The sequence below is a fragment of the Pseudomonas sp. ZY71 genome (assembly GCF_036542145.1).
Classification (GTDB): Bacteria; Pseudomonadota; Gammaproteobacteria; order Pseudomonadales; family Pseudomonadaceae; genus Aquipseudomonas; species Aquipseudomonas koreensis_A.
Genome location: NZ_CP144274.1, coordinates 695,974 through 722,501 on the forward strand (window position 1 = coordinate 695,974; position 26,528 = coordinate 722,501).

18 protein-coding genes are annotated in these 26,528 nt (G+C 60.9%); 5 read left to right on the plus strand and 13 right to left on the minus strand.

What is annotated here, in order from left to right:
• Positions 1 to 99: 99 nt before the first annotated feature.
• The 13 genes from urtD to cbiE form a co-directional block, all read right to left on the minus strand.
• A complete protein-coding gene (gene urtD / locus VY732_RS02975; RefSeq protein WP_007918913.1) occupies positions 100 to 969 on the minus strand; it encodes an urea ABC transporter ATP-binding protein UrtD in 870 nt (289 codons plus the stop codon).
• Positions 966 to 2,045 carry an urea ABC transporter permease subunit UrtC gene (gene urtC, locus VY732_RS02980; protein ID WP_331694060.1) on the minus strand — a complete coding sequence of 360 codons (1,080 nt, stop codon included), beginning with the start codon at positions 2,043 to 2,045 and terminating at the stop codon, positions 966 to 968. The genes urtD and urtC overlap by 4 nt, the downstream gene beginning before the upstream one ends.
• Positions 2,045 to 3,547 (minus strand): urea ABC transporter permease subunit UrtB, encoded by a 1,503-nt coding sequence (urtB, locus tag VY732_RS02985; protein ID WP_331694061.1) that lies wholly within the window; start codon positions 3,545 to 3,547, stop codon positions 2,045 to 2,047. Before urtB ends, urtC begins: the two co-directional genes overlap by 1 nt.
• A 364-nt stretch (positions 3,548 to 3,911) precedes the next feature.
• A complete protein-coding gene (urtA, locus tag VY732_RS02990) occupies positions 3,912 to 5,177 on the minus strand; it encodes an urea ABC transporter substrate-binding protein (protein WP_007914554.1) in 1,266 nt (421 codons plus the stop codon).
• Positions 5,178 to 5,433: 256 nt separating this feature from the next.
• Positions 5,434 to 6,813 carry a PepSY-associated TM helix domain-containing protein gene (locus tag VY732_RS02995; RefSeq protein WP_331694063.1) on the minus strand — a complete coding sequence of 460 codons (1,380 nt, stop codon included), beginning with the start codon at positions 6,811 to 6,813 and terminating at the stop codon, positions 5,434 to 5,436.
• Positions 6,814 to 6,963: 150 nt separating this feature from the next.
• A complete protein-coding gene (locus VY732_RS03000) occupies positions 6,964 to 9,084 on the minus strand; it encodes a TonB-dependent copper receptor (protein WP_331694064.1) in 2,121 nt (706 codons plus the stop codon).
• A gap of 84 nt (positions 9,085 to 9,168) precedes the next feature.
• Positions 9,169 to 9,615: a DUF2946 domain-containing protein gene (locus VY732_RS03005; RefSeq protein WP_331694066.1), complete on the minus strand. Its 447-nt coding sequence runs from the start codon at positions 9,613 to 9,615 to the stop codon at positions 9,169 to 9,171.
• A 21-nt stretch (positions 9,616 to 9,636) separates the two neighbouring features.
• Positions 9,637 to 10,116, minus strand: coding sequence for a copper chaperone PCu(A)C (locus tag VY732_RS03010; protein WP_331694068.1), 480 nt, complete (start codon positions 10,114 to 10,116; stop codon positions 9,637 to 9,639).
• Between the two features lie 48 nt (positions 10,117 to 10,164).
• On the minus strand, positions 10,165 to 10,563 hold the full coding sequence (locus tag VY732_RS03015; RefSeq protein WP_331694070.1) for a DUF2946 domain-containing protein: 399 nt from the start codon (positions 10,561 to 10,563) through the stop codon (positions 10,165 to 10,167).
• Between the two features lie 47 nt (positions 10,564 to 10,610).
• On the minus strand, positions 10,611 to 10,922 hold the full coding sequence (locus VY732_RS03020; protein WP_331694071.1) for a hypothetical protein: 312 nt from the start codon (positions 10,920 to 10,922) through the stop codon (positions 10,611 to 10,613).
• Positions 10,923 to 11,276: 354 nt separating this feature from the next.
• Positions 11,277 to 12,005, minus strand: coding sequence for a cobalt-precorrin-6A reductase (locus VY732_RS03025; protein WP_331694072.1), 729 nt, complete (start codon positions 12,003 to 12,005; stop codon positions 11,277 to 11,279).
• Positions 12,002 to 13,099 carry a cobalt-precorrin-5B (C(1))-methyltransferase gene (locus tag VY732_RS03030; protein ID WP_116031763.1) on the minus strand — a complete coding sequence of 366 codons (1,098 nt, stop codon included), beginning with the start codon at positions 13,097 to 13,099 and terminating at the stop codon, positions 12,002 to 12,004. Before VY732_RS03030 ends, VY732_RS03025 begins: the two co-directional genes overlap by 4 nt.
• The gene (cbiE, locus tag VY732_RS03035; RefSeq protein ID WP_331694073.1) at positions 13,092 to 14,303 is read right to left on the minus strand and encodes a precorrin-6y C5,15-methyltransferase (decarboxylating) subunit CbiE; all 1,212 of its coding nucleotides are present in this window, start codon (positions 14,301 to 14,303) and stop codon (positions 13,092 to 13,094) included. The genes VY732_RS03030 and cbiE overlap by 8 nt, the downstream gene beginning before the upstream one ends.
• Positions 14,304 to 14,435: 132 nt before the next feature.
• Here cbiE and cobG point away from each other — a divergent pair, with 132 nt between their 5' ends.
• The 5 genes from cobG to VY732_RS03060 all read left to right on the plus strand — a co-directional run bounded on the left by cobG (position 14,436) and on the right by VY732_RS03060 (position 26,234).
• Positions 14,436 to 15,731 carry a precorrin-3B synthase gene (cobG, locus tag VY732_RS03040; RefSeq protein ID WP_331470856.1) on the plus strand — a complete coding sequence of 432 codons (1,296 nt, stop codon included), beginning with the start codon at positions 14,436 to 14,438 and terminating at the stop codon, positions 15,729 to 15,731.
• Complete coding sequence (locus VY732_RS03045) at positions 15,724 to 16,350, plus strand: precorrin-8X methylmutase (RefSeq protein ID WP_331694076.1); 627 nt, start codon at positions 15,724 to 15,726, stop codon at positions 16,348 to 16,350. Before cobG ends, VY732_RS03045 begins: the two co-directional genes overlap by 8 nt.
• Positions 16,347 to 17,081, plus strand: coding sequence for a precorrin-2 C(20)-methyltransferase (locus VY732_RS03050; protein ID WP_419789271.1), 735 nt, complete (start codon positions 16,347 to 16,349; stop codon positions 17,079 to 17,081). The genes VY732_RS03045 and VY732_RS03050 overlap by 4 nt, the downstream gene beginning before the upstream one ends.
• The gene (cobJ, locus tag VY732_RS03055) at positions 17,081 to 18,781 is read left to right on the plus strand and encodes a precorrin-3B C(17)-methyltransferase (protein WP_331694077.1); all 1,701 of its coding nucleotides are present in this window, start codon (positions 17,081 to 17,083) and stop codon (positions 18,779 to 18,781) included. Before VY732_RS03050 ends, cobJ begins: the two co-directional genes overlap by 1 nt.
• Positions 18,782 to 19,274: 493 nt before the next feature.
• Positions 19,275 to 26,234 carry a TcdA/TcdB pore-forming domain-containing protein gene (locus VY732_RS03060; protein ID WP_331694079.1) on the plus strand — a complete coding sequence of 2,320 codons (6,960 nt, stop codon included), beginning with the start codon at positions 19,275 to 19,277 and terminating at the stop codon, positions 26,232 to 26,234.
• Positions 26,235 to 26,528 lie beyond the last annotated feature (294 nt).

Below are 26,528 nucleotides of genomic sequence, written 5' to 3' on the forward strand. Positions count from 1 at the left end.
CCTGCTCGCGATAGCGGTGTGTCAGTCAACATCTGTTTGTCTGATACACCGCTATCGCGAGCAGGCTCACTCCTACAGTTTTGATCGATGTTTGCAGCATTAGCGGCCGAGGTAGACCTCGATCACGCGCTCGTTTTCCTGCACCTGTTCCAGCGAGCCTTCGGCCAGCACGCTGCCCTGGTGCAACACCGTCACATGGTCGGCAATCGAGCCGACAAAGCCCATGTCATGCTCCACCACCATCAGCGAATGCTTGCCCGCCAGGCTCTTGAACAGTTCAGCGGTGAACTCGGTTTCCGCATCGGTCATCCCCGCCACCGGCTCATCGAGCAGCAACAATTGCGGGTCCTGCATCAACAGCATGCCGATCTCGAGAAACTGCTTCTGCCCGTGAGAGAGCAACCCCGCCTGACGATTGACCGAGGTGGTCAGGCGAATCGTTTCCAGCACTTCGCTGATCCGGTCCTTCTGCTCGCCACTCAATCGCGCACGCAAACTGGCCCACACCGACTTGTCGGTTTTCTGTGCCAGCTCCAGGTTTTCAAACACGCTCAGCGCCTCGAACACTGTCGGCTTCTGAAACTTGCGGCCGATGCCAGCCTGGGCGATCTGCACTTCGCTCATCTGCGTCAGATCCAGGGTTTCGCCGAACCAGGCCTTGCCGTGACTCGGTCGGGTTTTGCCGGTGATCACGTCCATCAGCGTGGTTTTGCCCGCGCCGTTTGGGCCGATGATGCAGCGCAGTTCGCCGACGCCGATGTACAGGTTGAGATTATTCAGCGCGCGGAAGCCGTCGAAGCTGACGCTGATGTCTTCCAGGGTGAGGATCGTGCCGTGACGGGTATCAAGGCCCGGCCCGACGCGCTGACCGAGGCCGATCGAGTCGCGGCTGGTGCCGGCGTCCTTGTTCGGTTCGACGGGAAAGAAGGCCGGTTCCAGCATGAATTCAGCGCTCGCTGTGACTCTCATTGTTCACCTCGTTTCTTCAGCAGGCCGATCACGCCTTTGGGCAGGTACAGTGTCACGACGATGAACAGCGCGCCGAGGAAGAACAGCCAATACTCGGGGAACGCCACCGTGAACCAGCTCTTCATGCCGTTGACCACACCGGCGCCGAGCAACGGCCCGATCAAGGTGCCGCGACCGCCGAGGGCTACCCACACCGCCGCTTCAATCGAGTTGGTCGGCGACATTTCGCTCGGGTTGATGATGCCCACTTGCGGCACGTACAACGCCCCGGCCAGACCACACAACACCGCACTCAAGACCCACACGAACAACTTGAAACCGCGCGGATCGTAGCCGCAGAACATCAAGCGGTTTTCCGCATCACGCAGCGCCGTCAGCACCCGGCCGAACTTGCTCTGCGCCAGGCGCCAGCCGATGAACAGACTCGCCACCAGTAACAACACCGTGGCCAGAAACAGCACCGCGCGGGTGCCCGGTTCAGTGATGCCGAAACCGAGAATCGTGCGGAAATTGGTAAAGCCGTTGTTGCCGCCAAACCCGGTCTCGTTGCGGAAAAACAGGAGCATGCCGGCGAAGGTCAGGGCCTGGGTCATGATCGAGAAATACACGCCTTTGATCCGCGAGCGGAAGGCGAAGAAACCGAACACCAGCGCCAGCAAGCCCGGCGCCAATACCACCAGACACATCGCCCAGAGGAAGCTGCTGGTGCCGGTCCAGTACCACGGCAATTCCGTCCACGACAGGAAAGTCATGAACGCCGGCAGACCATCGCCCGCCGCTTGGCGCATCAGGTACATGCCCATCGCATAACCGCCGAGCGCAAAGAACAGACCGTGACCCAGCGACAGCAAACCGGCGTAACCCCAGACCAGGTCCAGCGCCAGGGCGACGATGGCGTAGCAGAGGATTTTGCCGACCAGCGTCAGCGTGTACGCCGAGACCGACAGGGCATTTTCCGCCGGCAACAACGACAACAGCGGCAGGGCGATCAGCAACGCGAGAATCACCGCGCCGACCGCTATCGTGACTTTCGGCCCGGCCTTTTGTGTGGCCGTGACTAACAGAGGCTGGTTCATCAGTCGATCACCCGTCCTTTCAGTGCGAAGAGGCCTTGCGGACGTTTCTGGATAAACAGAATGATCAGCGCGAGGATCAGGATCTTGCCGAGCACCGCACCGATCTGCGGTTCGAGAATCTTGTTGGCGATGCCCAGGCCGAATGCGGCGAGCACGCTGCCGGCCAGTTGGCCAACGCCGCCAAGCACCACCACCAGGAACGAGTCGATGATGTAGCTCTGGCCGAGGTCCGGGCCGACGTTACCGATCTGGCTCAGCGCCACGCCGCCGAGACCGGCGATGCCCGAGCCGAGGCCGAAGGCGAGCATGTCGACGCGACCGGTCGGCACGCCGCAGCAGGCGGCCATGTTGCGGTTCTGGGTGACGGCGCGAACGTTGAGGCCGAGGCGGGTTTTGTTCAGCAGCAGCCAGGTCAGCACCACCACAAACAGGGCGAAAGCGATGATCACGATGCGGTTGTACGGCAGCACCAGATTCGGCAGCACTTGAATGCCACCGGACAGCCACGCCGGGTTCGCCACTTCAACGTTCTGCGCACCGAACAACAAACGCACCAGTTGAATCAGCATCAGGCTGATGCCCCAGGTGGCGAGCAAGGTTTCCAGTGGGCGGCCGTAGAGATGGCGAATCACCGTGCGCTCCAGCGCCATGCCGATCGCCGCCGTGACAAAGAACGCCACCGGCAGTGCGATCAACGGATAAAACTCGATGGCTTGGGGGGCGTAGCGCTGGAACATCAACTGCACCACGTAGGTCGAGTAGGCACCGAGCATCAGCATCTCACCGTGGGCCATGTTGATCACGCCGAGCAGGCCGAAGGTGATCGCCAGACCGAGTGCGGCGAGCAGCAGAATCGACCCGAGCGACATGCCGCTGAACGCCTGACCGAGCACTTCGCCGATCAGCAGTTTGCGTTTGACCTGAGCGAGGCTGGTTTCAGCGGCGGTGCGCACGCCGGCATCGCTCTCGACGCCGGTTTCGAGCAAGCCTTCGAGGCGCGTGCGCGCCAGTGGATCGCCGGTTTCGCCGAGCAGTCTTACGGCGGCGAGGCGCACCGCCGGGTCAGTGTCGACCAACTGCAGATTGGCCAGCGCCAGGCTCAGGGCGGCATGCACGCCTTCATCTTTTTCGCCAGCGAGTTGCTGGTCGAGGAATTTCAGCTGCGCGGGTTTCGCGCTTTTCTGCAATTGCTGCGCGGCAGTCAGACGGATTTTGGCGTCGGCGGCGAGCAATTGATGGCTGGCCATGGCGGTGTCGATCAGACCCCGCAGGCGATTGTTCAGGCGCAGGGTTTTGGGTTGGCCGTCGATGGTCAACTCGCCTTGTTGCAGGGCGTTGATCAATTCGATACGGGCCGGATCGGGCTGCGCGGCCCAGGTTTCCAGGAGTTTGGCCTGTTGCACGGGATTGGCCGCGACGAAGTCTTCGGCGTCGCCGGCATGGGCCAGCATTGGCAGCAAGAGTGCGATGGCTATGAGAAAGCGGTGTATGGCAGTGGGCATTAGTGGAGTTTCCTTTCTTGCGGTGGCCGATGGAGCGGTATCCGGCTGTGAATCCGCCCCTCACCCTAACCCTCTCCCAGAGGGAGAGGGGACTGACCGAGGTGTCTGGACGATGTGCTGCGACCTGCGAACTCGAGCCGAACTCAGGCTTTGAAAAGCATGAAGATCGGCTCCCTTTCCCCCTCACCCTCTTGAAATTGAGGGGACTGACCGAGGTGTTTGGACGATGTGCTGCGACCTGCGAATTCGAGCCGAACTCAGGCTTTGAAAAGCATGAAGATCGGCTCCCTTTCCCCGTCTCCCTGAGGGAGAGGGCTGGGGTGAGGGGGGAAATCTAAAGCCCACCTCAAAAACTGAATCCGCCTCAGTTGCTCTTCACCGCATAATCCGGCTTCTTGTCGTTGCCCTGAATGAACGGGCTCCACGGTTGCGCGCGGATCGGTCCTTCGGTCTGCCACACGACGTTGAACTGACCATCGGCCTGAATCTCGCCGATCATCACTGGTTTGTGCAGGTGGTGATTGGTCTTGTCCATGGTCAATGTGTAGCCCGACGGCGCGGCAAAGGTCTGCCCGGCGAGGGCTTCGCGGACTTTGTCGACGTCGGTGGACTTGGCTTTCTCGACCGCCTGCGCCCACATGTGGATGCCGACGTAAGTGGCTTCCATCGGGTCGTTGGTCACGGCTTTGTCCGCGCCCGGCAGGTTGTGTTTCTTCGCGTAGGCTTTCCAGTCAGCGACGAATTTCTTGTTCTGCGGGTTCTCGACGGATTCGAAGTAGTTCCACGCCGCGAGGTTGCCCACCAGCGGTTTGGTGTCGATACCGCGCAGTTCTTCTTCGCCGACCGAGAACGCCACAACCGGCACGTCGGTGGCTTTCAGGCCCTGGTTGGCCAGCTCTTTATAGAACGGTACGTTGGAGTCGCCATTGACCGTCGAGATGACGGCAGTCTTGCCACCAGCGGAGAATTTTTTGATGTTGGCGACGATGGTTTGATAGTCGCTGTGACCGAACGGCGTGTAGACCTCTTCGATGTCCTTGTCGGCCACGCCTTTGGAATGCAGGAACGAACGCAGGATCTTGTTAGTGGTGCGCGGGTAGACGTAGTCGGTGCCGAGCAGGAAGTAGCGCTTGGCGCTGCCACCTTCTTCGCTCATCAGGTATTCAACCGCCGGAATCGCTTGCTGGTTTGGCGCGGCGCCGGTGTAGAAGACGTTCGGCGACATCTCTTCGCCTTCGTATTGCACCGGGTAGAACAGCAGACCGTTGAGTTCTTCGAACACCGGCAACACCGATTTACGCGACACCGACGTCCAGCAGCCGAACACCACGGCGACCTTGTCCTGAGTCAGCAACTGCCGGCCTTTTTCGGCGAACAGCGGCCAGTTCGATGCCGGGTCAACCACCACCGGCTCAAGCATCTTGCCGTTGACGCCGCCCTTGGCGTTGATCTCGTCGATGGTCATCAGCGCCATGTCTTTGAGCGACGTTTCGGAGATCGCCATGGTGCCGGACAACGAATGCAGAATCCCGACCTTGATGGTCTCGGCGGCCTGGACAGTCCAGGTCATGCCCATCGCGGCAATGGATGCCGTGAGTGTGAAAGCCTTGATCAAACTGCGACGCTTCATTGTGCGATCTCCATGAACATTTGAAGTTTTTCTGGTTGGCAGATGCGGACGACTGAAGGGTGTTTTGCAAGGGCTGTGCCCGGTCGGGTTTTGGCAAGAAAATGTCGTGTTAGAGCGCTTGGCTGCGCAGCGCATGCACCACGAAGGAACGCCCATGGCGCATTGGTGCAGGCCGCCGCGCCAGATTGGGGCGCAAAAAAAATCCCGTGCAGGGGAGCCCGCACGGGATTGGCGTTGAAGAAGTTCGAGTGCGGTTTCAGGATGAAGTCGACGCAGACTCGGTTTGCCGGTTCATCCGCGACAGCAGCACTCGGTCCAGCAACCACACCACCACCAACGAAGCCCCCACCAATGGGAACACCACCGCCAGTGCGAGCATGATCACCACGCCGGTTTTCCACTTCGGCAAGTCATGGCGCAGCGGCGGTACGCCGAATTTGCCCTGTGGCCGACGCTTCCACCAGATCACCACACCGCTGACGGCGCTGAGCAGAATCATCAGGCAGATCAGCAGCACAACGATCTGATTGAAGGTGCCGAACATCTTGCCTTCGTGAAGCATCACGCCGATTTCCGTGGCGCGGGCGACGCTGCCGTATTGCTCGAAACGCACGTCGGCGAGGACCTTGCCGGTGTACTGATCGACATGCAGGGTGGCGTCGTTGCGCGGGTCATCGGCGAACACGGCAATGGTGAACACGCCGGTGGCGGTGGTCGGCAGGGTGATGCTGTAACCCGGCTCGACCTTGCGCTGGGTGGCGATGTTCTGCACGTCTTGCAGGCTGATGGCGGGTGCTGCGGGGCCCGCGTTGGCGGCGCCGTGGTTCATGTGTTCGGCGTGGTCGCCGGACATCGGCATCGGCGTGTTTTCCATCGCCCATGACACGGTCTGGCGGGTGGCGGTGTTCAGGCTGCGCGCCTCGACGTCGGAGGTCGGCACGTTGTCCCACATTGCCGCCGGGAACACGTTCCACACCTGGGCGTATTGCTTGCCCCAGAAACCGGTCCAGGTCATGCCGCTGAGCAACATCACCAACAGCAAGGTCGCGCCCCAGAACCCGGTGACCGCGTGCAGATCACGCCACAACACGCGACCGCGGCTGTTCAGGCGCGGCCACAGAATCCCCGCGGCCTGACCGCGCGGCCACCACAGGAACAGGCCGGACACCACCAGCACCACGCCCCAACCGGCGGCCATTTCGATAAGGCGATCACCGACGGTGCCGATCATCAATTCGCCGTGGATCGCGCGGGCGATGGCTTGCAGATTCTGCTTGGCATCCTGCTCGCCGAGGATGTCGCCGTGGTACGGATCGACAAATACGTTGAGTTCGTGTCCGGCGTTTTTCACCACAAACTGTGCGCTGCGTTCGGCATTCACCGGCGGCAGGTACTGGGTAACCTGGCCTTGCGGGTAAGCGCTTTTTACCCGTTGCAGCAGGTCATCGGCCGGCACCGTGTGATGGCCGGCCGGGACATTGAGCAGGCTGCTGTACATCAGTGAATCGAGTTGCGGTTTGAACAGGTAAATGATGCCGGTCAGGGCCAGCATCACCATGAACGGGGCGACGAACAGGCCGGCGTAAAAATGCCAACGCCAGGCCAGGTTGTAGAAATTCGGTTTGGGCTGTTTCATCACGTGTGCTCCGCTTGGCTTGGATCTTCTAGTTGTTCTGCAACCCTGTGGGAGCGAGCCTGCTCGCGAAGGGGACGGCACATCCAACGTTGATGTCGTCTGGCACGACGCCTTCGCGAGCAGGCTCGCTCCCACATGGGTGGGTGATTGTCAGAAACTCATGTCGACCTTGGTCCAGAGCGTGCGCCCCGGTTCATTGATCGCTTGCGGGTCGTTGGCCGGGTAGCCGAACCCGGCGTTGCCCGCCAGGTTCAGGTGTTCGGCGTAAGCCTTGCCGAACAGGTTGTCGACGCCGCTGCTGACCTTCCAGTGTTTGTTGATCCGATAGGCACCGTTGAGTGAGAACACGCCGAAGCCCGAACTCTTGTCGTAATCCTTGCCGACCACGTTGCCCTTGTTCTGGTCGATACGGTTTTGCGCGGCGACTACTCTCCACAGTGCCCCGGCGCTCCAGTTGTCTTGGCTATAGGTCAGACCGAAACGTGCATCCAGTGGCGGCATCTGCGGCAGTGCCGAACCGTCGCTGCTGTTCTTGCCCCAGGCGTAAGCCAGGGTCGCATCGGCTTTCCAGTGGTCGGTGAGTCTGTACGCGGCACCGAGTTCACCGCCCATGATTCGCGCGTCGATGTTCTCGGCGCGCGAGGTGCTCATGCCCATCATTCCGGGCGTGTAGTCGAAGAGGATGTAGTCGCGGACCACGCCGATATAACCCGAGGCCCAGGCTTCGAGGTCGGCGCTCTTGTAGTTCACGCCAAAGTCGAACTGAGTGGTCTTTTCCGGTTTGATCGAATCGAACGCGTTGACCGATCCTGCCGGGCCGGACTTGGGCGAAAACAGCTCCCAGTAATCCGGGAAGCGCTGCGCGTGGCCGAGGCCTGCATACAGAGTGGTCGGACTGTCGGCCAGGTCATGCTCGTAGCGAATGAAACCGCTGGGCAGCGTGTCGGAACGGGTGTCGTCGGCGGTCGGATTCGGGCGGGACATCATTCCCGAGCCAGTAGTCTGTCGATAATCCTTGGCCGAAGCGCGGTCGACGCGGGCGCCAGTGATCAGTCGATCGCGGTCGGCGGCGTACCAGGTCATTTCGCTGAACACGCCGTAGTTATGGAAATCGGCATCCTTGCTGTACGGCTGATCCTTGTAGGTATCGATGCCCATGCCGCTGCGCTGACGGTGTTCGTTGGTTTGTGCGTCGAGGCCAGTGATGAGCTGGATGTCAGCCCAGCGCCAGGTGGCCTTGATCCTTGCGCCGAGGGTGCGGCGGTCGACGTTGGAGGCCATGGGCCCGGCCATCATCCCGGTGCCGGACGGCGTGCGCAGGGTGTAGTTGTCCATCACGTGGTCGGCGTAGTTGTAGTAGACCTGCGCTTCGAGTTTCTCCAGCACGTCGGTGATGTTGGATTTTTCGAAACGCAGGCCGAGGCTTTCGCGCAGGAACTGCGAGCCGTCCATGCCGCGTCCGGCGTAGCGCGCTTCGCCGTCGCCCTTGCCGGCGGTGAGTTCGATCAGGGTGTCGGCGTCCGGGGTCCAGCCGATGGCGACGTCGCCGTTCCACTTGTCGTAGCGCGAGGCGACGATGTCGTTATTGCCGTCGCGGTAATCGTCGGAATGCGCGGTGTTGCCGATTACTCGCACGTAACCCAACGGCCCGCCGGCAGCGGCGTCGACGACCTTGTCGAAGCGTCCGTGGGAGCCGGCGAGAATGCTCGCGTTCACGCGGGTGCCGAGTTCGCCGAAGCTTTCCGGCTCACGATCAAACAGCACCGTGCCCGCTGATGCGCCCGGACCCCAAAGCACGGTTTGCGGGCCTTTGATCACGGTGAGTTTGTCGTAGGTTTCCGGCGAGATGTATGAGGTCGGCGCGTCCATTCGGCCGGGGCAGGCGCCGAGCATCATGCTGCCGTTGGTGAGGATGTTCAGGCGTGAACCGAACATGCCGCGTAGCACCGGATCGCCGTTGGTGCCGCCATTGCGTACCAGCGCGAAGCCGGGGATGGTCTTCAGATAATCGCCGCCGTCGCTGGCCGGCACCGGTTGGCGCGGATCCTTGGGGTTGGTGACGATGGTCAGTGGTGAGCTCGGCGCAATCGCGGTGATCACCGTTGGACTGAGTTCTTCGTTGTGGCCGGCGTGATCATCGGCCAGCACCAGCGGGGACAGCAGGACGCCGCAAAGGACGGCGGTAGCGTGCCTGAAACGAATCCGCGATTCGTTCAAAGCGAAGGACGCCGGGGCAGTGCCCGAGCGTGAAACAGCAGCAAACCTGGACATGACAATTTCCATCAAACAGTCGTAAACGACACGGCCGGCAGCCTGAAGCTGTCTTCTCAACCGTGTGCAATCAAAGGTGCGTGTTTACGCTGCGACGGGCGGAGCGCGGCTGCGCGCTCCGGGAAAAAAGGTCTGCCGGGCATGACCCAGGCGCGGGGAGGGTGGGGTGAAGGTGTTCAGCGGCGGGATATTGAAGGCGACGAAATCGCCGCCACCGGTCAGTGCCGGGCAATTGAACAGCAGGCTGCAATAACCGCACTTTTCCCAGAGCACGTGGTGCGAGGATTGCGGCGGGCAGTGTTCTGCCGTCGGTTGTGCATCATGGCCGCTGTGATCCATGCCCGGCATGTCCATCGACATGTCCATGCTCATCGGCATCGATGTCGAGGCGTGTTGATCCATCGGCATCGACTGAGAAATCAGTGGGCCGATGAAGATCATCAACATGGCGAACAGGGCGATCCAGCTGCCGCGAGTCAGGTGTTCAGTCTGACGGCGTTGCCGGGAGGGCCTGGCGCTCAGCGGGCGCATGGGCGGAGTCTGCCGGAAGGCTTACTGGGCGTGCGCGTGGGCCTGCGTGGTTTCCGGCGGCTTCTTCTGCACCGAGACGTCGACGGTGACGTCACCAGCCTTCTCGAAATGCAGTGTCAGCGGGAAGCGCTTGCCGTCGCTGAGCAGGCTGCGATCGCTCGGGTTGAGCAGCATCACGTGATAGGCCATCGGCGCAAACGTCACGTTGCCGCCGGCGGGAATGGCCACGCTCGGCACTTGCTGCATCTTCATCAGATCGCCCTGCATGACGTGTTCGTGCAGTTGCGCTTCCGGAGCGATGGACGAATCGACGCTGAGCAAACGATCGTCAGTCTTGCCAGCGTTGTGAATGATGAAATAGGCGGCGACCGTCGGTGCATTCGGCGGCAGTTCCTGCGACCACGGGTGGGCGATCTCAAGTTCGCCCGCCTTGTATTCGTGGGCATGGGCAAAGCACGCCGGCAACAGCAGCGCGGCGATTACGATGAGTTTGTTCAACATGGCAGTTCTCCAGAACGATTTGAAACGCAGGTCAATTGCGCGAACAAATCAAACCAGAGGGGAAGCGCGGGGATTGAGACTCGGCCATTGCTGACGCGGCGTCGGTGTTTGCAGCAAGGCGGGCGCCACGCTGCGATTACTTTCGTAACGGGCGAAATACAGCTGCGGCGAATGCCCCGGCAGCGCCACCAATGGCGCAGAGCCTGAGCAGCACCAGCAATGCTGCATGTTCGAATGAGTGTCGTTGCTCGGGGCCTTTTGTTCGGTGGTGCCGATGTTGATCGCCACCATCTTGGTCCCGCTGCCGGTACAGAAACTGCTCCAGAGCAATTGCTCGGCCGGTGAGTTGGCCGCCTGCGCCATCGCCCCGGTCATCGGCATGGCGAGCATGTTGAACAGCACTGCAAAGCAGGCGATCCAGGCAATTGCTAGCCGGTGTCGGTTCATGGGACAGATCCATTGGGTGGGCGATCAGGCGCGGCTATTTAGCCTGATCAGGGCCGATAAGTAAAAAAGCGTCGTGCGGTTTGGTGTCGCAGCGCTTCCTGCAAGAGCTTGAGAAGCCTGCGCTCCAGCTCGATTTCGCCGTTGTAAATGAGTGTAGCGGCTTCGATTCGCATTGCCTGGGCGAAATTCGAGTCGCTTTCTATTCGTGCACGAATGGTCTGCTTGAAGTCTCGGAGCACCACCCGGTTGAGCTGCCCATCGCCCGGTTTTTCGATCTCACAGCCCTTAATGTATTGGCCGAGATCGGCAGGCGATTTGAGGTAATCCTTGACGTCGAAACGGGAGAATTTTTCTGACATTGGATATATACGCCCTTGGAATCAAAGACGTTGAGCGTAGAGGTGGACGCTGACTGCCGATAGTCAGTGATTCGTTAAGTTGTTGTGGGCAGTGTCCGGCGCGGTTGTAGGATTCAAGTCATATGCCACAAGACCAGACGTCTTCGCTGGCGAATCGAATCGTTGCTCCGATTTATCACCCAGGTCAGATATTCAGTCGAACCCGGGACATTGTAGGAGTGAGCCTGCTCGCGATAGCGGTGTGTCAGGCAATGAGGTGCTGGCTGTGCTGACGTCATCGCGAGCAGGCTCACTCCTACAATGGTCTGTGTCGTCCAGATGATCTGTGTACACCGGAGTGACGGTACGACTGATTTAAATACGATCGAAGAGCGCGAGGGCCCCGAGGATTTCGTCGACCGATCGAAATTCCCTATCAACTTCTGGCAACCCCGGCCGCTTCAACACCAGCACCGGCACCCCGCGCTCGCGCGCCACTTCCAGCTTCGGCTCGGTCGCGGTGCTGCCGCTGTTCTTGCTGATCAACACATCGATCTGCCGCCGCTCGAACAGTGCGCGCTCATCCCCAAGCAGAAACGGCCCACGCGCACCGATCACTTCGCAGCGTTCATTGCTCGGGTAAACGTCGAGGGCGCGCAGAGTCCAGAACTGGTCCTGAGGGATTTCATTGAGGTGCTGCAGCGGTTCGCGGCCGAGGGTGAACAGCGGTCGGCGAAACGGCTTGAGGGCAGTGATCAGCTCGGCCCAGTCGCTGACTTCACGCCAATCATCACCGGGCTGCGGCTGCCAGGCCGGGCGGCGCAGGGCCCAGCAGGGGGTGTCGGTCAGTCGCGCGGCGGTTGCGGCGTTCTGGCTGATCTGTGCGGCATAGGGATGCGTGGCGTCGAGCAGCAGATCGATGCCTTCGTCGCGGATGAATTGCGCCAGACCTTCAGCGCCACCATAACCACCGACGCGCACCTTGCAGGGCAGATCCGTCGGCACCCGGCCAACGCCGGCGAGGCTGTAGATATGCTGCGGCCCCAGCGTGCGGGCAATCGCCAGCGCTTCCGTGACGCCGCCGAGCAGCAAAATCCGCTTCATGCAAAACCTCCGGCATGCCCGACAACTCCGCCCTGACGATCAATCGCAAACACCTCGACCTGCACCTGTGCCGGCACTACGCTGCGGGCGAAATTCAACGCATGGCGACAGACTTCATCACCGAGGGCGATCCCTGCTGCACTGGACATGGCCAGCGCCTGCTGACTGGTATTGGCTTCACGAATGCCTTGCTGCAAAGCCTCATCGGCGCCAATCGCCGCCGCCCACTCCGCCAGTTGCGGCAAGTCGATACTCGAATGCCGCGAATGCAGATCCATGTGCCCGGCGGCCAGTTTGCTGATCTTGCCGAAGCCGCCGCACAGGCTGAGTTTATCCACAGGCACTTTGCGCAGATGCTTGAGCACCGCACCGACGAAGTCGCCCATTTCGATCAGGGCGATCTCCGGCAGGTTGTAGACCCGGCGCATGGTGTCTTCACTGGCGTTGCCGGTGCAGGCGGCGATGTGCAGATAGCCGTTGGTCTTGGCGACGTCGATACCCTGATGAATCGAAGCGATGTATGCCGCGCAGGAGAACGGCCGGACGATGCCGCTGGTGCCGAGGATCGACAGCCCGCCAAGAATGCCCAGTCGCGGATTCATGGTTTTCAGCGCCAGCGCTTCGCCGCCCTCGACGTTGACGGTGACGTCGAAGCCGCCGCCGTAACCGGTCTCGGCGGCGAGCAGCGTCAGGTGATCGCTGATCATTTTGCGTGGCACCGGGTTGATCGCCGGTTCGCCGACACCCAGCACCAGTCCCGGCCGAGTCACGGTGCCCACGCCCGTACCGGCATTGAAACGAATGCCCGGCTCACTCAAAAGCCGTACCCGCGAATAGAGCAGCGCACCGTGGGTCACGTCCGGGTCGTCGCCGGCATCCTTGATCGTTCCGGCCTCGGCGCCGTCATCGGTCAAACGACAGAACTCCAGACGCATCTGCACCTGTTTGCCTTTGGGCAACACGATCTGCACCGCATCCGCCGACAGCCCGCCGAGCAACAGACGCGCGGCGGCGAGGCTGGTGGCGGTGGCGCAACTGCCGGTGGTCAGGCCGCTGCGCAAGGGCGCGGGTTGTTCGGCGGTTTCGTCACGCATCGAGGGGTTTGACCAGATCGAGCAGGGTGATCGGCAACGCCTGACGCCAGGTGTCGAACTCGCCAAGTGGCTGCGCTTGGGCGACATGGATGCGCGTCAGTTCGCCGCCGAAGCGCTCGCGCCAGTTCATCAGCGCCACTTCGCTTTGCAGCGTCACTGCGTTGGCGACCAGACGGCCACCGGGCTTCAGGTGTTCCCAACAGGTTTCGAAGACGCCCTCACGGGTCACGCCGCCGCCGATGAAAATCGCGTCCGGGCGCTCCAGCCCGGCCAGTGCCAGCGGTGCTTTGCCGCGAATCAATTGCAGGCCAGGCACACCCAGCGCATCGCGGTTGTGTTCGATCAATTGCTGACGGCCGTCATCGGCCTCGATGGCCAAGGCGCGGCAGCTCGGGTGCGCGCGCATCCACTCGATACCGATCGAACCGCTGCCGGCGCCGACATCCCAGAGCAGTTCGCCGGGGGTCGGGGCAAGGCGGGCGAGGGTGATGGCGCGTACGTCGCGCTTGGTCAACTGGCCGTCGTGCTGGAATGCCGAATCCGGCAATCCGGCGAGACGTGAAAGGCGCGGAGCCTGTGCGTCGGCCAGACATTCGACGGCGATGACATTGAGGTCGGCTATCGGCGTGTCACTCCAGGCGTTGGCGCTGCTGTCGATGCGTCGCTCGGCGTCACCGCCCAGATGCTCGAGAACGCTGATGCGACTGGAGCCGAAGCCGCGCTCGCGGAGCAACTGCGCAACAGCCGCCGGGCTCTGACCGTCGTTGCTCAGCAACAACAACCGCACGCCACTGAATAGTTGGGCATTGAGCGCCGCCAGCGGTCGGGCCACCAGCGACAGCGTCACCACCTCCTGCAGCGGCCAACCGAGGCGGGCGGCGGCCAGTGAACAGGACGACGGCGCTGGCAGGATCAGCATCTCGTCGCTCGGCACCTGGCGGGCGAGGCTGGCACCGACGCCGTAGAACATCGGGTCACCACTGGCCAATACGCAGACCGCTTCGCCACGCTGTTCGAGCACAGGCGCGAGGGAAAACGGACTCGGCCACAACTGCCGTTCACCGCGAATGCACACCGGCAACAAATCCAGTTGACGCTGGCCACCGATGATCCGCGAAGCGCCCAGCAGGGCACGCCGGGCGTTTTTGCCCAGGCCCTTGAAGCCGTCTTCACCGATTCCCACTACCGTCAGCCAGGGTGACATCTATATTCCTCTAAACACGCCGTTCCGACGGGCAGTCTTTTCATGCCAGCGGACAAAGCAGGCATAATACCGCGCCTTCGCCCGCGAAGCGCCTTTCCCACGTAGCCGGTCAACCCCTTGAACGAACGCCCGATGTCCACCGCTCTACGCCCCTCGGCCTGCCCGGGGTTGCTGCGTATCGTCCAGGCACTGGACGGCGGTATCTGCCGGATCAAGCTCAATGGCGGCTCGATCAGTGCCGATCAGGCCGACGCGGTGGCCGATGCCGCCGAACAGTTCGGCGCGGCGATCGAGGCGACCAACCGCGCCAATCTGCAGATTCGCGGGATCGGTGAGCAATCCGCAGCGCTGATCGAGCGTCTGCTCGCCGCCGGTCTAGGCCCGCGCACGGCGGCCGCTGACGATGTGCGCAACCTGATGCTCAGCCCCGCTGCCGGGATCGATCGGCAGATGCAGTTCGACACGCGCGACCTCGCCGGGCAGATCCTCGACACTTTGCAAAGCCATCCACGCTTCCACGAGCTGAGCGCCAAGTTCGCCGTGCAACTCGATGGCGGTGAAGCGCTGGCGATGCTCGAACATTCTCATGACCTGTGGTTGTCGGCGTTCGAGCGTGACGGTGAAACCTTGCTGGCGTTCGGTCTGGCCGGATGCCCGACGGATCGCGCGATCGGCGCGGTGGCGCTGGAACATGGCCATGCGCTGGTGGTGGCAGTGCTGGAGCTGTTCCTGGCGTTGGCACGTCCCGAGCAGACGCGCATGCGCCATTTACTCGAGGAATGGCCGATGTTGGCAATTCTCGAACAACTGAGAACGTGTCTGCCGATCAAGGCAATCAGCCATTGGCAGCGCACGGCCGTGGCGGACGATCTGCACATCGGCGTTCATCCACAGAATACGGCGGGTCAGGTGTACATCGGTGCGGTGCCGGCGCTGGGCCGTCTCGATCCGGCAATGCTGCGCGGGGCTGCGCAACTGGCCCGCCAGTTCGGCAATGGCAGCCTGCGTTTCACACCTTGGCAAAGCCTGCTGCTGCCGGATGTCAAAGCAAGCGATGCGGCTCAAGTGCTGGAGGGACTTGAGCAACTGAGCCTGCTGACTTGCGCTGCCGAACCCCTTGCACGCCTGATCGCCTGCACCGGCTCCAATGGCTGCGGCAAAGGTCTTGCCGACACCAAGCAGGACGCCCGCCATCTGGCGACGTTGCTGCCCTCGGCCCTCAACGTACACCTCAGCGGCTGCACGCGCTCTTGCGCCGCCGCCCACTGTGCCCCGGTGACGTTGCTGGCCGTCAGTCCCGGTCATTACGACCTCTATTTTCGCGATGCAACGCTGCCGGGTTTCGGCGCGCTGCACGCTCGCAACCTTACTATTGAAGCGGCCGCGACCCTGCTCGACGCCCGCTCTCGGAGCCCCATTGATGCTTGATTACATCCGCGATGGTCAGGAGATTTATCGCAACTCCTTCGCGATCATTCGCAGCGAGGCCAATCTCGCGCGCATCCCGGCCGATCTGGAAAAACTCGCGGTGCGGGTGATTCACGCCTGCGGCATGGTCGAGGCGATCGATGGTCTGCAATTCTCCGAAGGCGCGGGCAAGGCCGGGCGCGACGCGCTGGCCTCCGGTGCGCCGATCCTCTGCGATGCGCGAATGGTCTCCGAAGGCGTGACCCGTGCGCGCCTGCCGGCCAACAATGAAGTGATCTGCACCTTGCGTGACGAGAGCGTGCCTGCGCTTGCCCGTGAGCTGGGTAACACCCGTTCCGCCGCCGCGCTGGAACTGTGGCGTCCACATCTGGAAGGCAGCGTCGTGGTAATCGGCAACGCGCCGACCGCACTGTTCTATCTGCTGGAAATGCTTGATGCTGGCGCCCCGAAACCGGCGCTGATCCTCGGCTTTCCGGTGGGCTTCGTCGGCGCCGCCGAATCGAAAGCCGCCCTGGCCGCTGACAGCCGTGGCGTGCCGTTCGTGATCATGCAAGGCCGCCTCGGTGGCAGCGCCATGGCCGCCGCCGCCGTCAATGCCCTCGCCACGGAGATCGAATGATGCAGGCCACAGGACGTTTGATTGGCCTGGGCGTCGGCCCGGGTGATCCGGAACTGATTACTGTCAAAGCCCTGCGCCTGCTACGTGAGTCGCCGGTGGTGGCGTACTTCGTCGCCAAGGGCAAAAAGGGCAACGCCTTCGGCATCATCGAGGCGCACCTGCAAGAAGCGCAGAACCTGCTGCCGCTGGTCTACCCGGTGACCACCGAAGCACTGCCGGCGCCACTTTCCTATGAGCAAGTCATCAGCGACTTCTACGACGAAGCTGCCGAGACGGTCGCCGCGCATCTGGACGCCGGTCGCGATGTCGCGGTGATCTGTGAAGGTGATCCGTTCTTCTACGGTTCCTACATGTACCTGCACGACCGCCTCGCCACTCGCTACGAAGCACAAGTGGTGCCGGGCGTGTGCTCGATGCTGGGCGGCGCTTCGGTACTGGGCGCGCCGCTGGTGTATCGCAATCAGAGTCTGTCGGTGCTATCGGGCGTGTTGCCCCATGAAGAATTGAAACGCCGACTGGCCGATGCCGACGCGGCGGTGATCATGAAGCTGGGGCGCAACTTCCCGAAAGTGCGTCAGGTACTCGAAGAACTGGGGCTGGCCGAGCGCGCGCTGTACGTCGAGCGCGCGACCATGGCCAATCAGAAGATTGTGCCGATGGATCAGGTCGAGCCGATGTCGTCGCCGTACTTCTCGCTGATCATCGTGCCGGGCGAACGGTGGCAAGGCTGATGACTCAATCCATCCCCGCCATCGTCATTCTCGGTCAGGGCAGCCTGGCCACCGCGCGGCGTATTCAGCAGGTCTATCCGGCGGCGCAGATCCACGGCCTCGCCGGGCGCGTCGAAGGCGCCGATTGCACTTATCAGGAATTCGGCGAGACCCTGCGCGCGCTGTATCAGCAGGACACACCGATCATTGCCCTGTGCGCGGCCGGCATCGTCATCCGCACGCTGGCGCCTCTGTTGCTGGAGAAGGGCGCCGAACCTGCGGTACTCGCCGTGGCCGAAGACGGCAGCGCGGTGGTGCCGTTGTTGGGCGGCCTCGGCGGGGTCAATGTCATGGCGCGAGACATCGCTGCCGGGCTGCAAGTCGCCGCAGCCATCACCACCAGTGGCGAGTTGCGTTTTGGTACGTGCCTGCTCAATCCTCCGAGCGGTTACGCACTGGGTGATCTGGAACTGGGCAAGCGTTTCGTCTCCGATCTGTTGGCTGGCCACAGCGTGCGCATCGAAGGCGCGGCGCCGTGGCTGGATCAGGCGCAATTGCCGGAAGATCCGCAGGCGCAGCGCTCGATTCATGTCGGCAGTGCCGCGCGTGAGGCGAGTGCCAGTGAATTAATGATCTATCCACGCAGCGTGGCGGTGGCGGTGAGTGCTGAAACGGCGGACCTGGCGGATGCCGTTCGCAGCGCGTTGCAGCAGGCGAAGATCGCCGTGCAGTCGCTGGCCTGTCTGCTGGCCAGCGAGACGCAAATGGCTTCGCCACTTTTGCGTGAAGCGGCGCTTGAACTGGGTGTGCCGCTGCGCTTTGTCGCGGCACAAAGCAACCTCGAAACCCTGGCGGGTGTCGCAGTGCCAGCGGCAACGGTCCTGACCGGCCACGGCATGGCAATCGCGGTCGCCGAGCAGCCTTTGGAGGTTTCCAGCATTGGCCGGCCACGCGGTCGTCTCGCCGTGATCGGCCTCGGCCCCGGTGCTGCCGAGCTGATGGTGCCGGCGGTAAAAGCCGAACTGGCTCGCGCGACCGATGTGCTCGGTTACGAAACCTACGTGCGCATGGCCGGGCCGTTTCGCGCCGATCAAGTGCAGCACTGCACCGACAACCGTGAAGAAATGCAACGCGCCCGTCACGCCTTCAGACTGGCCGCCGAGGGACGCTCGGTGATCGTTGTGTCCTCGGGCGATCCGGGTGTGTTCGCCATGGCTGCCGCAGTGCTCGAAGCGTTGCACGAGTCGGCCGATCCGGCGTGGCACAGCGTCGATCTGGAAATCCTGCCGGGCGTTTCCGCTTCGCTGGCCACCGCCGCGCAAGCCGGCGCACCGCTGGGTCATGACTTCTGCGTGATGTCGCTGTCGGATAACCTGAAGCCCTGGTCGATCATCGAAAAGCGTCTGGATCTGGCCGCTGAAGCGGATCTGTCGTTGGCGTTCTACAACCCGATCTCCCGCGCACGTCCGTGGCAACTGGGCCGGGCGCTGGAGATTGTCGCGCAGCATCGCACGCCGCAAACACCGGTGGTGTTGGGCCGCGACATCGGTCGTCCCGGCCAGACTCTACGCACCACGACTCTGGGCGCGTTGACCCCGGAGCAAGTGGACATGCGCACCATGGTGCTGATTGGTTCTTCGACCACCTGCACGTTTGCGCGTGCCAGCGGTGGTGATTGGGTTTACACGCCGCGCTGGTACGGCGAAAAGCCGCTTTCCTGAGCGCCGAGCCGAGGCAAGTTGTAAATAAGTTGCCTCGGTGTGACATCAAGTCGAACTTCATTGCCGGATGATTAAGTTTAAAACACGGCGGCGCATCCGTTGGGAGCGCCGCTTCGTTTGTTTATCGAACGACTTGTCATGCACCTGTTTATTACCGAATCATGCGCGGAATCAACTTGTCTGTTGTTTGATGTTTCTTGGGAAACTATTTGAATTTTGTGATTTTTGAAGTTGCCCCACGAGCAGACTAACTTCGTTGAGGATTCTCTCAACGAATAAAGGATGAAGTCTGATGGGTGTCATGGAGCAATATGTTGACGAATTTAATTTTATTTCCGCTGATGAATACTCCGGGTTAAAACTCGCATTCAAGGCGTTTTCCGCTTCTGCCGAATATGCAACGTTGCTGGCGCTTTACGAGAATGCCGGCCAAGCCACGAGCCTTGCTCAAAAGCTGCAGGTTGTAACACTATTTCTGGAAAATTTTGAACGCTTGGCAAAGCGTAACTCAGCGCCCGCGATAGCGTTGATCGATACCGTCAAAGAAAAATTGCGCGATTACGCCGCCCGTTTGGCGGGCACTGTAAACATGCTCAGCGACGTGCCCAGTCCGATACCCAAAATCATGCATTTTGTCTGGGTGGGCGGCAGTGAGGTTGGCAATATCCAGCGCGATTACATGAATATCTGGCGTCAGGTGCTGGCTGCCGAGAGTTACCAGTTCAATCTCTGGTACGACAGCGATGCGTTACTGGCTTTCGAAATGAATCGGGTTATATCCGACAGCGCCAGAGTTGCTGCGATGGAGTCTGGCGGGGACACCGTGACCAACCCCGATGAACTTGCAAAGATGATCGAAGATCGTGCGCGTGTATTGAAGCGCGAGATGTTCGAATACCTGCAACAACCGCAGTGGCGCGGGAAAGCTGATCAGGCCCGGATCGACCTGATGGTGCGCGCTTACGGCAAGGACCGCACGACGCTGGAAGCCTTTCGTCATCGCTGCTTGCAAAGCCATCTGCAAATGGCCGGCGGCGACTTGCAGTTGCGTGATGTTCGGCGGGATTTCGCCGGGCACTTTCTAGAGGATGTCTATCAACGCGAAGTGTCAATGCGCGGTAACTTTGCGGCGGCAAGTGACGTTGTTCGCTTGCAGGCCGAATATGCCGAAGGCGGGCGTTACAGTGACATGGATTACTTGCCGCCGCTGGCTGACAGACTGGGCGGTGTCGACATCAGTGGGTTCAGTGACGAGCAACGGATAGGGGTGTTGCAGCTTTTGCTCAATCATGATGAAACGTTGATGCCCGGTCGCGATCGTCTGCGCTACACCGATCACACGGATGCATTGCCAGCCGAACATCGCGAGGCACTGCTGGTCTTTGCCCGCAGCAAGCCCGGCGTCGAGCCTATATTTGTCGCACCGCGTGAAGTCCACAGTCCGCAGCATGGCCTGCGTATGGGCGCGCAATTCAGTAGAGAGATGAACGCTTATCTGCTGGCACAACCGCAGAGCGAGATGACGCTCGCGGTCATGCAATTGATCCGGTTCAACTATGACTGCCTGCAGGCCGTTGAACAGTCGGCCATCGCGTCGTCCGTAGACTGGTCACAGACTGAACGATTGCTCGACGTCATAGAAAACGTCATGAACGAGAAAATCGAGCAGGGGCAACTGACGCGCACGCTGCAGGATTTTCTGGGCAAGTTGAGCGAGGCGATTTTAAGTTACTACCGTGACGGCATTCGCGTCGGAGCGCGCGGCACCATTGCGCTTACCGGGCCTGGTGCGGCGGTTACCGGGTTGAAAAACTATGTCGAGACTCACCTCCTGCCGCACAACGAGGTTACGGTTCAGGAGCGCTTGCGACTGGCCGAGGGTTACAACGTGCAGACCGAGGAGGAAGCGATCTCCGGTTGGACCGTCAATGATGACGCCGAGCAATGGCTGGCCAAAGAGCAGGAAAAGTGGAAAACCGGCAAACTCAAATCACGCTACACCGGCCAACTGGCGGATCTGCTTCAGCCGCAACAGACGCTGACGTTCAAACAAGGCTGGCCCGTAGTCGGCGGTAAAGCAGTGCTGCTGACGTCGGTCCTGCAACAACTGATGGATGATCTGGGCGAACCCTTTGTGCGAGCCATGAGGGACAAGCTCAGCGGTGACATTACCTTCACCCAAGCCTTTTCCATCGGCTTCGATAATCGTCAGTTGATCCTTGCGCAACCTGTGCGCGAACTGCCCGTTTCCCATGGCGCCGAAGCCTCAAGCAACCTCAACGAACTGCTCAGCCGCATTGCCCATGATTCCCTGCCGCTGGAACAACTCAGCCCGTTGGTGCGCGTCATGCTCGGGGGGATTTTCGGCGCGACAAGTCTGGACGACGCGAGCTTTGCCAGTGTTTGGCAAACCGTGCGCGACCTCGCTGTCGAGACTGACGGCGACGGTACTTTCGCTCGTTATGATGCGGTTGAAAAAGCCCTGCGTCAGCGGCAGTCGCCCGCCTTCGAGGCCGCGCTGGCGCGTGGACAGCTGCATGGCCTCCTGACGGCCCGCGAACTCAAGGTTCAGGCACTGTTTGAAGCACTGACCTTGCGCCAATGGGGCGAACGTATCGGGCAGATCACGCGCACGGCGCAAGGTGAATACCGTTCGCGAATTCTTCAGCGCAGTGCGCAGGTGCGCGAGATGTTCGTCGAGGCCGGCGCGACCTCGGCCCGGCAACTGTCGCAGGATTTGCTGATGCACACGAGCAGTGAACCGGGACGTCGGTGTTATCCGCTGGCGTTGCTGATGGGCGCAGCGGTGGCTGCCGGCGAGTCGGCCGAACGGACATTGGTGGGGCATGTCGCCACGGCCAACGTCAACCATCAGGAACCGAGTTCACAGGCTTTGCTCAGTGCGTTGAGTGAACTGCGGGCCTTGCCCACCCGTGCTATTGGTGAATCTCGCGGCTTGCAGAGTCTGGACTCGGTCATTCAGACACTGGAGGCGAAAAGTGCGACCACCGTCCTGTTGCTCGACACCGGCGATCACGCCTTGCTGGTGGCCAAAGTGCAGGCTGGAGACCAATTCGTCTACCGCTTCTATGACCCGAACTTTGCCATTTACGCGTTCGCCGAAGGCGCGCAGGTGAAACTTGGCATTGAGCGTTATCTGAGTGCAGGCGACAGTGCCCTGGCCAGGCTCTACGGTCTGGGCGAGATGGCCGGGGCGCGATTCAACGTGATCGAGTTGAACACCGAGGCGATGGCAGCCCGCAAGCTATCGAGCGGTTTGCGTCTGGACAGTTTTTTGCGCATACCTTCGAGTGATTCACGCAGTGTCCCGATCTGGGCAAAACAGGCCGTGGCGCGCCAGCGTTCGCTCGGCGAAAACGCGCGAATGGGGGCCAGCCTGGCACAGGTGGATGCGCGCTATTGGGCGCAGGCGTTTGATCAGGCCATGCAGCGGTTGCGCAGTGAACACTCGCTCGGGCGTGAATATTTGCCATTGCTGGAAACGCTCAAATCGCAGGTGGACGGCGGCTTTTCGCTGACGTTGGTCGATGCACAGAATCCGCATCAAGTGCGAACAGTGACCACGGCCGACCCGCGCTTCACTCAGCTCAAGCAGCATTTGCATCAGCGGGTGAAGGTAGGCAAACCGAGTGCTCCTGCCGAGGCGGATGGCGGCAGCCGCTTGAGTTTCGCCTTTGCGATCCAGACGCTGATCAGTGAAATGCGCCATCGTGAATACCAGGCTGGTGATCAGTTGCCAGCCTTGTCGATTGCGTTGCAGGTCCAGGTTTACGTCAGCTATGCGCAGTTGGGTTTTGGCGTACTCAGCGATACCGCGCAGATGATCAACCTGGTGCGGCAGGCGGTGGCCAGTGAACAGGCGCTGCTCTTGCGCCAGTCGTCGTTGTCCGGCCGTGTGCTCGGTCGCGCGGCAACGGGTGTTGGTTTTGCGTTTTCGCTGGCCAACATTGGCTTCGACATTCATAACCTGGCATTGGCGCAAAATCACGAGCAGCGCTCGCGGTTCTCCACGTCTCTGGCGTTCAACACAGTGGCGTTGGGCCTGGATGTTGTGGCATTGGCGGCAGGCGGAACGGTTGGCGCGGCGGCGGCGTTTCTGTCTGTGCCGTTGCTCGGTATCGGCATCGGTGCCACGGCCATCGCCAGCAATCTTGGGCAGATTGCCGACAAGGCAACAGCGGTGGGCAATCATTTGCGTGCCATCCACAACGCTTACAAGCCGGGCGCGTTCACTGTCGCGGAGGGTGTATTGCAGTTCCCGCCAGAAGCCGTGATCACCCATCTGGATTTGCAGGACCGGCGGGTGCGCTTTGACAGTCAGCGCTTTTATCCGTGGGGCGGCGGCGCACTCGAGTTGCCGCAATACAACGATGATCCGCAGCAGATACACCGTTCCCTCAATATCCGGCAGGCTTTCGGTCTCCCCGAAAGCACAGCGCTGAATATCCAGGAGGCCGCTGCACTGCATACCGTGGTGTTGCCTTGCACACCGCTCTGCTATTACGGCTACGAATATCAACTGGGAGGCGCGGGCTATGTGTACGAGCCTCTGCCGGGAGAGCAGGTCGAGCCTCGTAACGCCAGTGAAGTGCCTGAGCCAGGCTGGTACTCGTATTTCAATCCGTTCGCGGCACTGGGCGATACGCTGACGAGCCATCTGGATAAGCGCATCCACACACGCTATCCGCAATTGCGCAACAGTGCGGCGGACAAGCTGGAATACGACAAACAGGGCAACCGGCGTTTTTATCTGCACAGCACACCCTCTTTCAAACACATCCTCTACAAACTGCATCCGGTCTATAAACCGACAACGATCAGCGTGGTGCTGGACGAACAGGTGCGCCAACTGGCGGTGCCGACTTTGCCGATGGAGTGCCAGCACAAGCTGTCCTACGAAATCAGCGCCACGTCAGACCGCTGCCAGCTTCGTCTGACCCCGGGACTGAAAACCGTGAAATTCAATGGAGCGACCCAATGGCTGGTGCATGCCCCTTGGGCCAGCATCGAGCAGGTCTGCTTTGATGATGTACCCAAGATGGATGACGGCGCCCCGCAGACATACCTGGCGGGGCGTCAACTGACGGTCGACGGTATCGTGCTGTCGGCCTTCGAGGGGCTGATCGAACTGGCCGGGGGAGAGTTGTTTCAACTGGACTGGCAACGCCAGGCGCTGCGCCTGCTTTCCATCACCCTCAACGATGCTAAAGACAACCCGCGTGATGTCCTTGCCCATCTGCGCCAGCGAGACAATGAAGGGCGCCTGGGCATGGGTTACATCACGCTTCACCGGTTCAGGGTGCCGTTCAATCCGGCCAGCCACGCTGTGCGCACAACGGCCTTTTACGACATCGCTCAAAAACGTTTGTTATTTGCGCGCGATCTGCCGCGCGAAGTCAACGACGGCCTGATGCTGGGCGCCGCCAACACGACTCATGCGTGGTTCTATCATCCCGACCATGCCACGGTCTGGCGCGTCGATGTGATCACTGCTTCGGTCGTACATCGTTATCGGTTACTGAGTCTGGAACTTGGTACGAAGATCAGCGCTTTCGGGCAACTGGCTGACGGCACGCTGCGAGTCTCGCAGCAGTTGGTAGAACAAAAGTCCATGAATGTGCGCACGACGCTGGAGTTTCATCTGACCGACCGCGAAGTGACCCTGACGGACATCCACCTGTGGTCGCCCGGTCTGGAAAACTCTTTTCTCAAGCCTGAGGAGGGCACGAGAATCGGGTTTTTCCGCCATCGCCAGAAACAGCGTCGTCCCTACACGGACGAGACACCCGGCATGGCTTCGCCCATCAGCACCTGGAACTACGCGCCATACATTCACGCCCGTGCCTGGTCCTTCGATCAACTGCTTGAGCGGGCATGGATTGCCGCGCATCACGACAGGTACTTCCGGGCTGGCGCCGACATTGAAGCGGACAGGGTGTTGCTGATGCCTCGATCCTCTGATCCCGCCGCTGCGCTGCTGTTTTACAGTCGGCAAAGTCAAATGCTCAGTCATGGCATCCAGCTGCGTGACGACGTGGTGTGGCACGAGGCGCTTGCGAAGGGTGTGATCGACGTTACGCGCGTTGGCGAAAGCTTCCTGGCCACCCAAGACGATGGGCGAATGTTCGAAATCGACCTCGGCGCCAAGGACGACAACTGGCTGTCCGAGCTGGATAGACCTGTGCTGAAGTTTGTCGGCCTCGGCCAGCGTTGGCTGCAACAAACCCCCGATTGGCTGGCGGCATTACCGGCGCTTGCCAAGGAATACAGCAGCGCCGCATTTGCCATCATCGGCCTGCGTGCCCAAGCGGGTCAGACGTTTCTGCCAGTGTGGTGTATCGACGAAAAGCTTGTGCTGATGGACGCCATGGGCAACCACGAGCTGACGTTGCTGGGGCTGACTCCCGACCGGCAAGGGATTTGGCTGCTTGATGTTTCTTCCGGACAGCTGTGGCGCCAGACGCTGGTCTCCCTCGAGCAGCTGCGCACGGCGTTCGGCGACGGCAGCGTGTTGCTGCATCGCCAAGTGTTGCCACAGGCCGAGCGAGTATGGGCGTCGTGGGCGTTTTGCGAAGTGCTGCCGCATGGCGACGGGCTGCTCGGGCGTACCCGCGAAGGTGTGACACTGCAACTGCAGGATCAGCAACCGGCGCGAATTGTCGGCATGGAAAACCGCTGGTCATACGTTCCCGGCCAGACGCCAGCGCAATTGCAGAAGCGTTTAAAACTGCGGCTGGACGGGCAAGATCATGCCGCGGTTCTCCCCGTCGAAAATACTGGCAATCGCTACCGATACTACGTTCCGAAGCTTGATCGACTATTCGAGGTGTCTGCTCGGGACGACGGAAAATGGCCGACGTTCCTCGGTACGCGTGATGCGGCCAGTCCGCTGCTGTTCGACCCGATTGACCCATTGATCTTCAGCGCCGGGACGGTCGATGGCGTCTGGTTGCCGGATAGCTACGCGCACCGTGACGAGGAGGTCATGGTGCTGGAAGTGAGTGATGACCTCACCGAGGTGCAGCCATTGCTTCCTGACAATATCGAAAGGTTGATTCTGACCTTTGGTTCGTACACAGAGGGTTATCGGATATCGGCCGCAACCTGGCAGCGTCTGGATTGCATCGTTGTTGATGTACGGCGCCCTTCCGGGGAGCAGGAGGCGGAACCTGGCTTGCTGATGCTGGATATGCCTGAGTGTGGGCATTGGCTGATGTCGCGGGTCGATGGCCACCTGGTACTCGCCGACCCGGACAATGGTCACAGTCTGATCGTTCGCGGGATTGAGGAGCAGGGTTCATGCGAACTGGCTGTCAAAATCGCTGGCCGTCAATTCCTGTGTGCACTCGAACAATGGTTGAAGACCCTTGCGCGCGTGCAGGGCAATGACGCAACTGCCTGCTTGGCGATGCTGGCGGACCATTTGCCCTGACCGGTGAATTCGTCTGAAAACCAAAGCGCCTCTTCGGAGGCGTTTTTTTGCACTAAGAATGCGGGCAATCATATCTCGTATGTTATCTGGACGCCTGTCGCATGAACGATAGAGATCTGTATTTCTTCACAAATCTATCTTGACGCTGCTGATGTAAACAGGACTTTTGATAATGTTTTGTTAAATATGTTGGTGTGGTTTTCCTGTGATTTCCAAGTTGTGCTGTTTATGGTGTTTGGTATCTGTCGGTTTTATTTGGGTTAAAGCACTGGCAGGTCATTAAAGTATCGTAAT

What these genes read in the sequence shown, in the direction of transcription:
- urtD (WP_007918913.1), bottom strand. Translation starts at nt 969, where the DNA reads ATGAGAGTCACAGCGAGCGCTGAATTCATGCTGGAACCGGCCTTCTTT.
- urtC (WP_331694060.1), bottom strand. Translation starts at nt 2,045, where the DNA reads ATGAACCAGCCTCTGTTAGTCACGGCCACACAAAAGGCCGGGCCGAAA.
- urtB (WP_331694061.1), bottom strand. Translation starts at nt 3,547, where the DNA reads ATGCCCACTGCCATACACCGCTTTCTCATAGCCATCGCACTCTTGCTG.
- urtA (WP_007914554.1), bottom strand. Translation starts at nt 5,177, where the DNA reads ATGAAGCGTCGCAGTTTGATCAAGGCTTTCACACTCACGGCATCCATT.
- VY732_RS02995 (WP_331694063.1), bottom strand. Translation starts at nt 6,813, where the DNA reads ATGAAACAGCCCAAACCGAATTTCTACAACCTGGCCTGGCGTTGGCAT.
- VY732_RS03000 (WP_331694064.1), bottom strand. Translation starts at nt 9,084, where the DNA reads ATGTCCAGGTTTGCTGCTGTTTCACGCTCGGGCACTGCCCCGGCGTCC.
- VY732_RS03005 (WP_331694066.1), bottom strand. Translation starts at nt 9,615, where the DNA reads ATGCGCCCGCTGAGCGCCAGGCCCTCCCGGCAACGCCGTCAGACTGAA.
- VY732_RS03010 (WP_331694068.1), bottom strand. Translation starts at nt 10,116, where the DNA reads ATGTTGAACAAACTCATCGTAATCGCCGCGCTGCTGTTGCCGGCGTGC.
- VY732_RS03015 (WP_331694070.1), bottom strand. Translation starts at nt 10,563, where the DNA reads ATGAACCGACACCGGCTAGCAATTGCCTGGATCGCCTGCTTTGCAGTG.
- VY732_RS03020 (WP_331694071.1), bottom strand. Translation starts at nt 10,922, where the DNA reads ATGTCAGAAAAATTCTCCCGTTTCGACGTCAAGGATTACCTCAAATCG.
- VY732_RS03025 (WP_331694072.1), bottom strand. Translation starts at nt 12,005, where the DNA reads ATGAAGCGGATTTTGCTGCTCGGCGGCGTCACGGAAGCGCTGGCGATT.
- VY732_RS03030 (WP_116031763.1), bottom strand. Translation starts at nt 13,099, where the DNA reads ATGCGTGACGAAACCGCCGAACAACCCGCGCCCTTGCGCAGCGGCCTG.
- cbiE (WP_331694073.1), bottom strand. Translation starts at nt 14,303, where the DNA reads ATGTCACCCTGGCTGACGGTAGTGGGAATCGGTGAAGACGGCTTCAAG.
- cobG (WP_331470856.1), top strand. Translation starts at nt 14,436, where the DNA reads ATGTCCACCGCTCTACGCCCCTCGGCCTGCCCGGGGTTGCTGCGTATC.
- VY732_RS03045 (WP_331694076.1), top strand. Translation starts at nt 15,724, where the DNA reads ATGCTTGATTACATCCGCGATGGTCAGGAGATTTATCGCAACTCCTTC.
- VY732_RS03050 (WP_419789271.1), top strand. Translation starts at nt 16,347, where the DNA reads ATGATGCAGGCCACAGGACGTTTGATTGGCCTGGGCGTCGGCCCGGGT.
- cobJ (WP_331694077.1), top strand. Translation starts at nt 17,081, where the DNA reads ATGACTCAATCCATCCCCGCCATCGTCATTCTCGGTCAGGGCAGCCTG.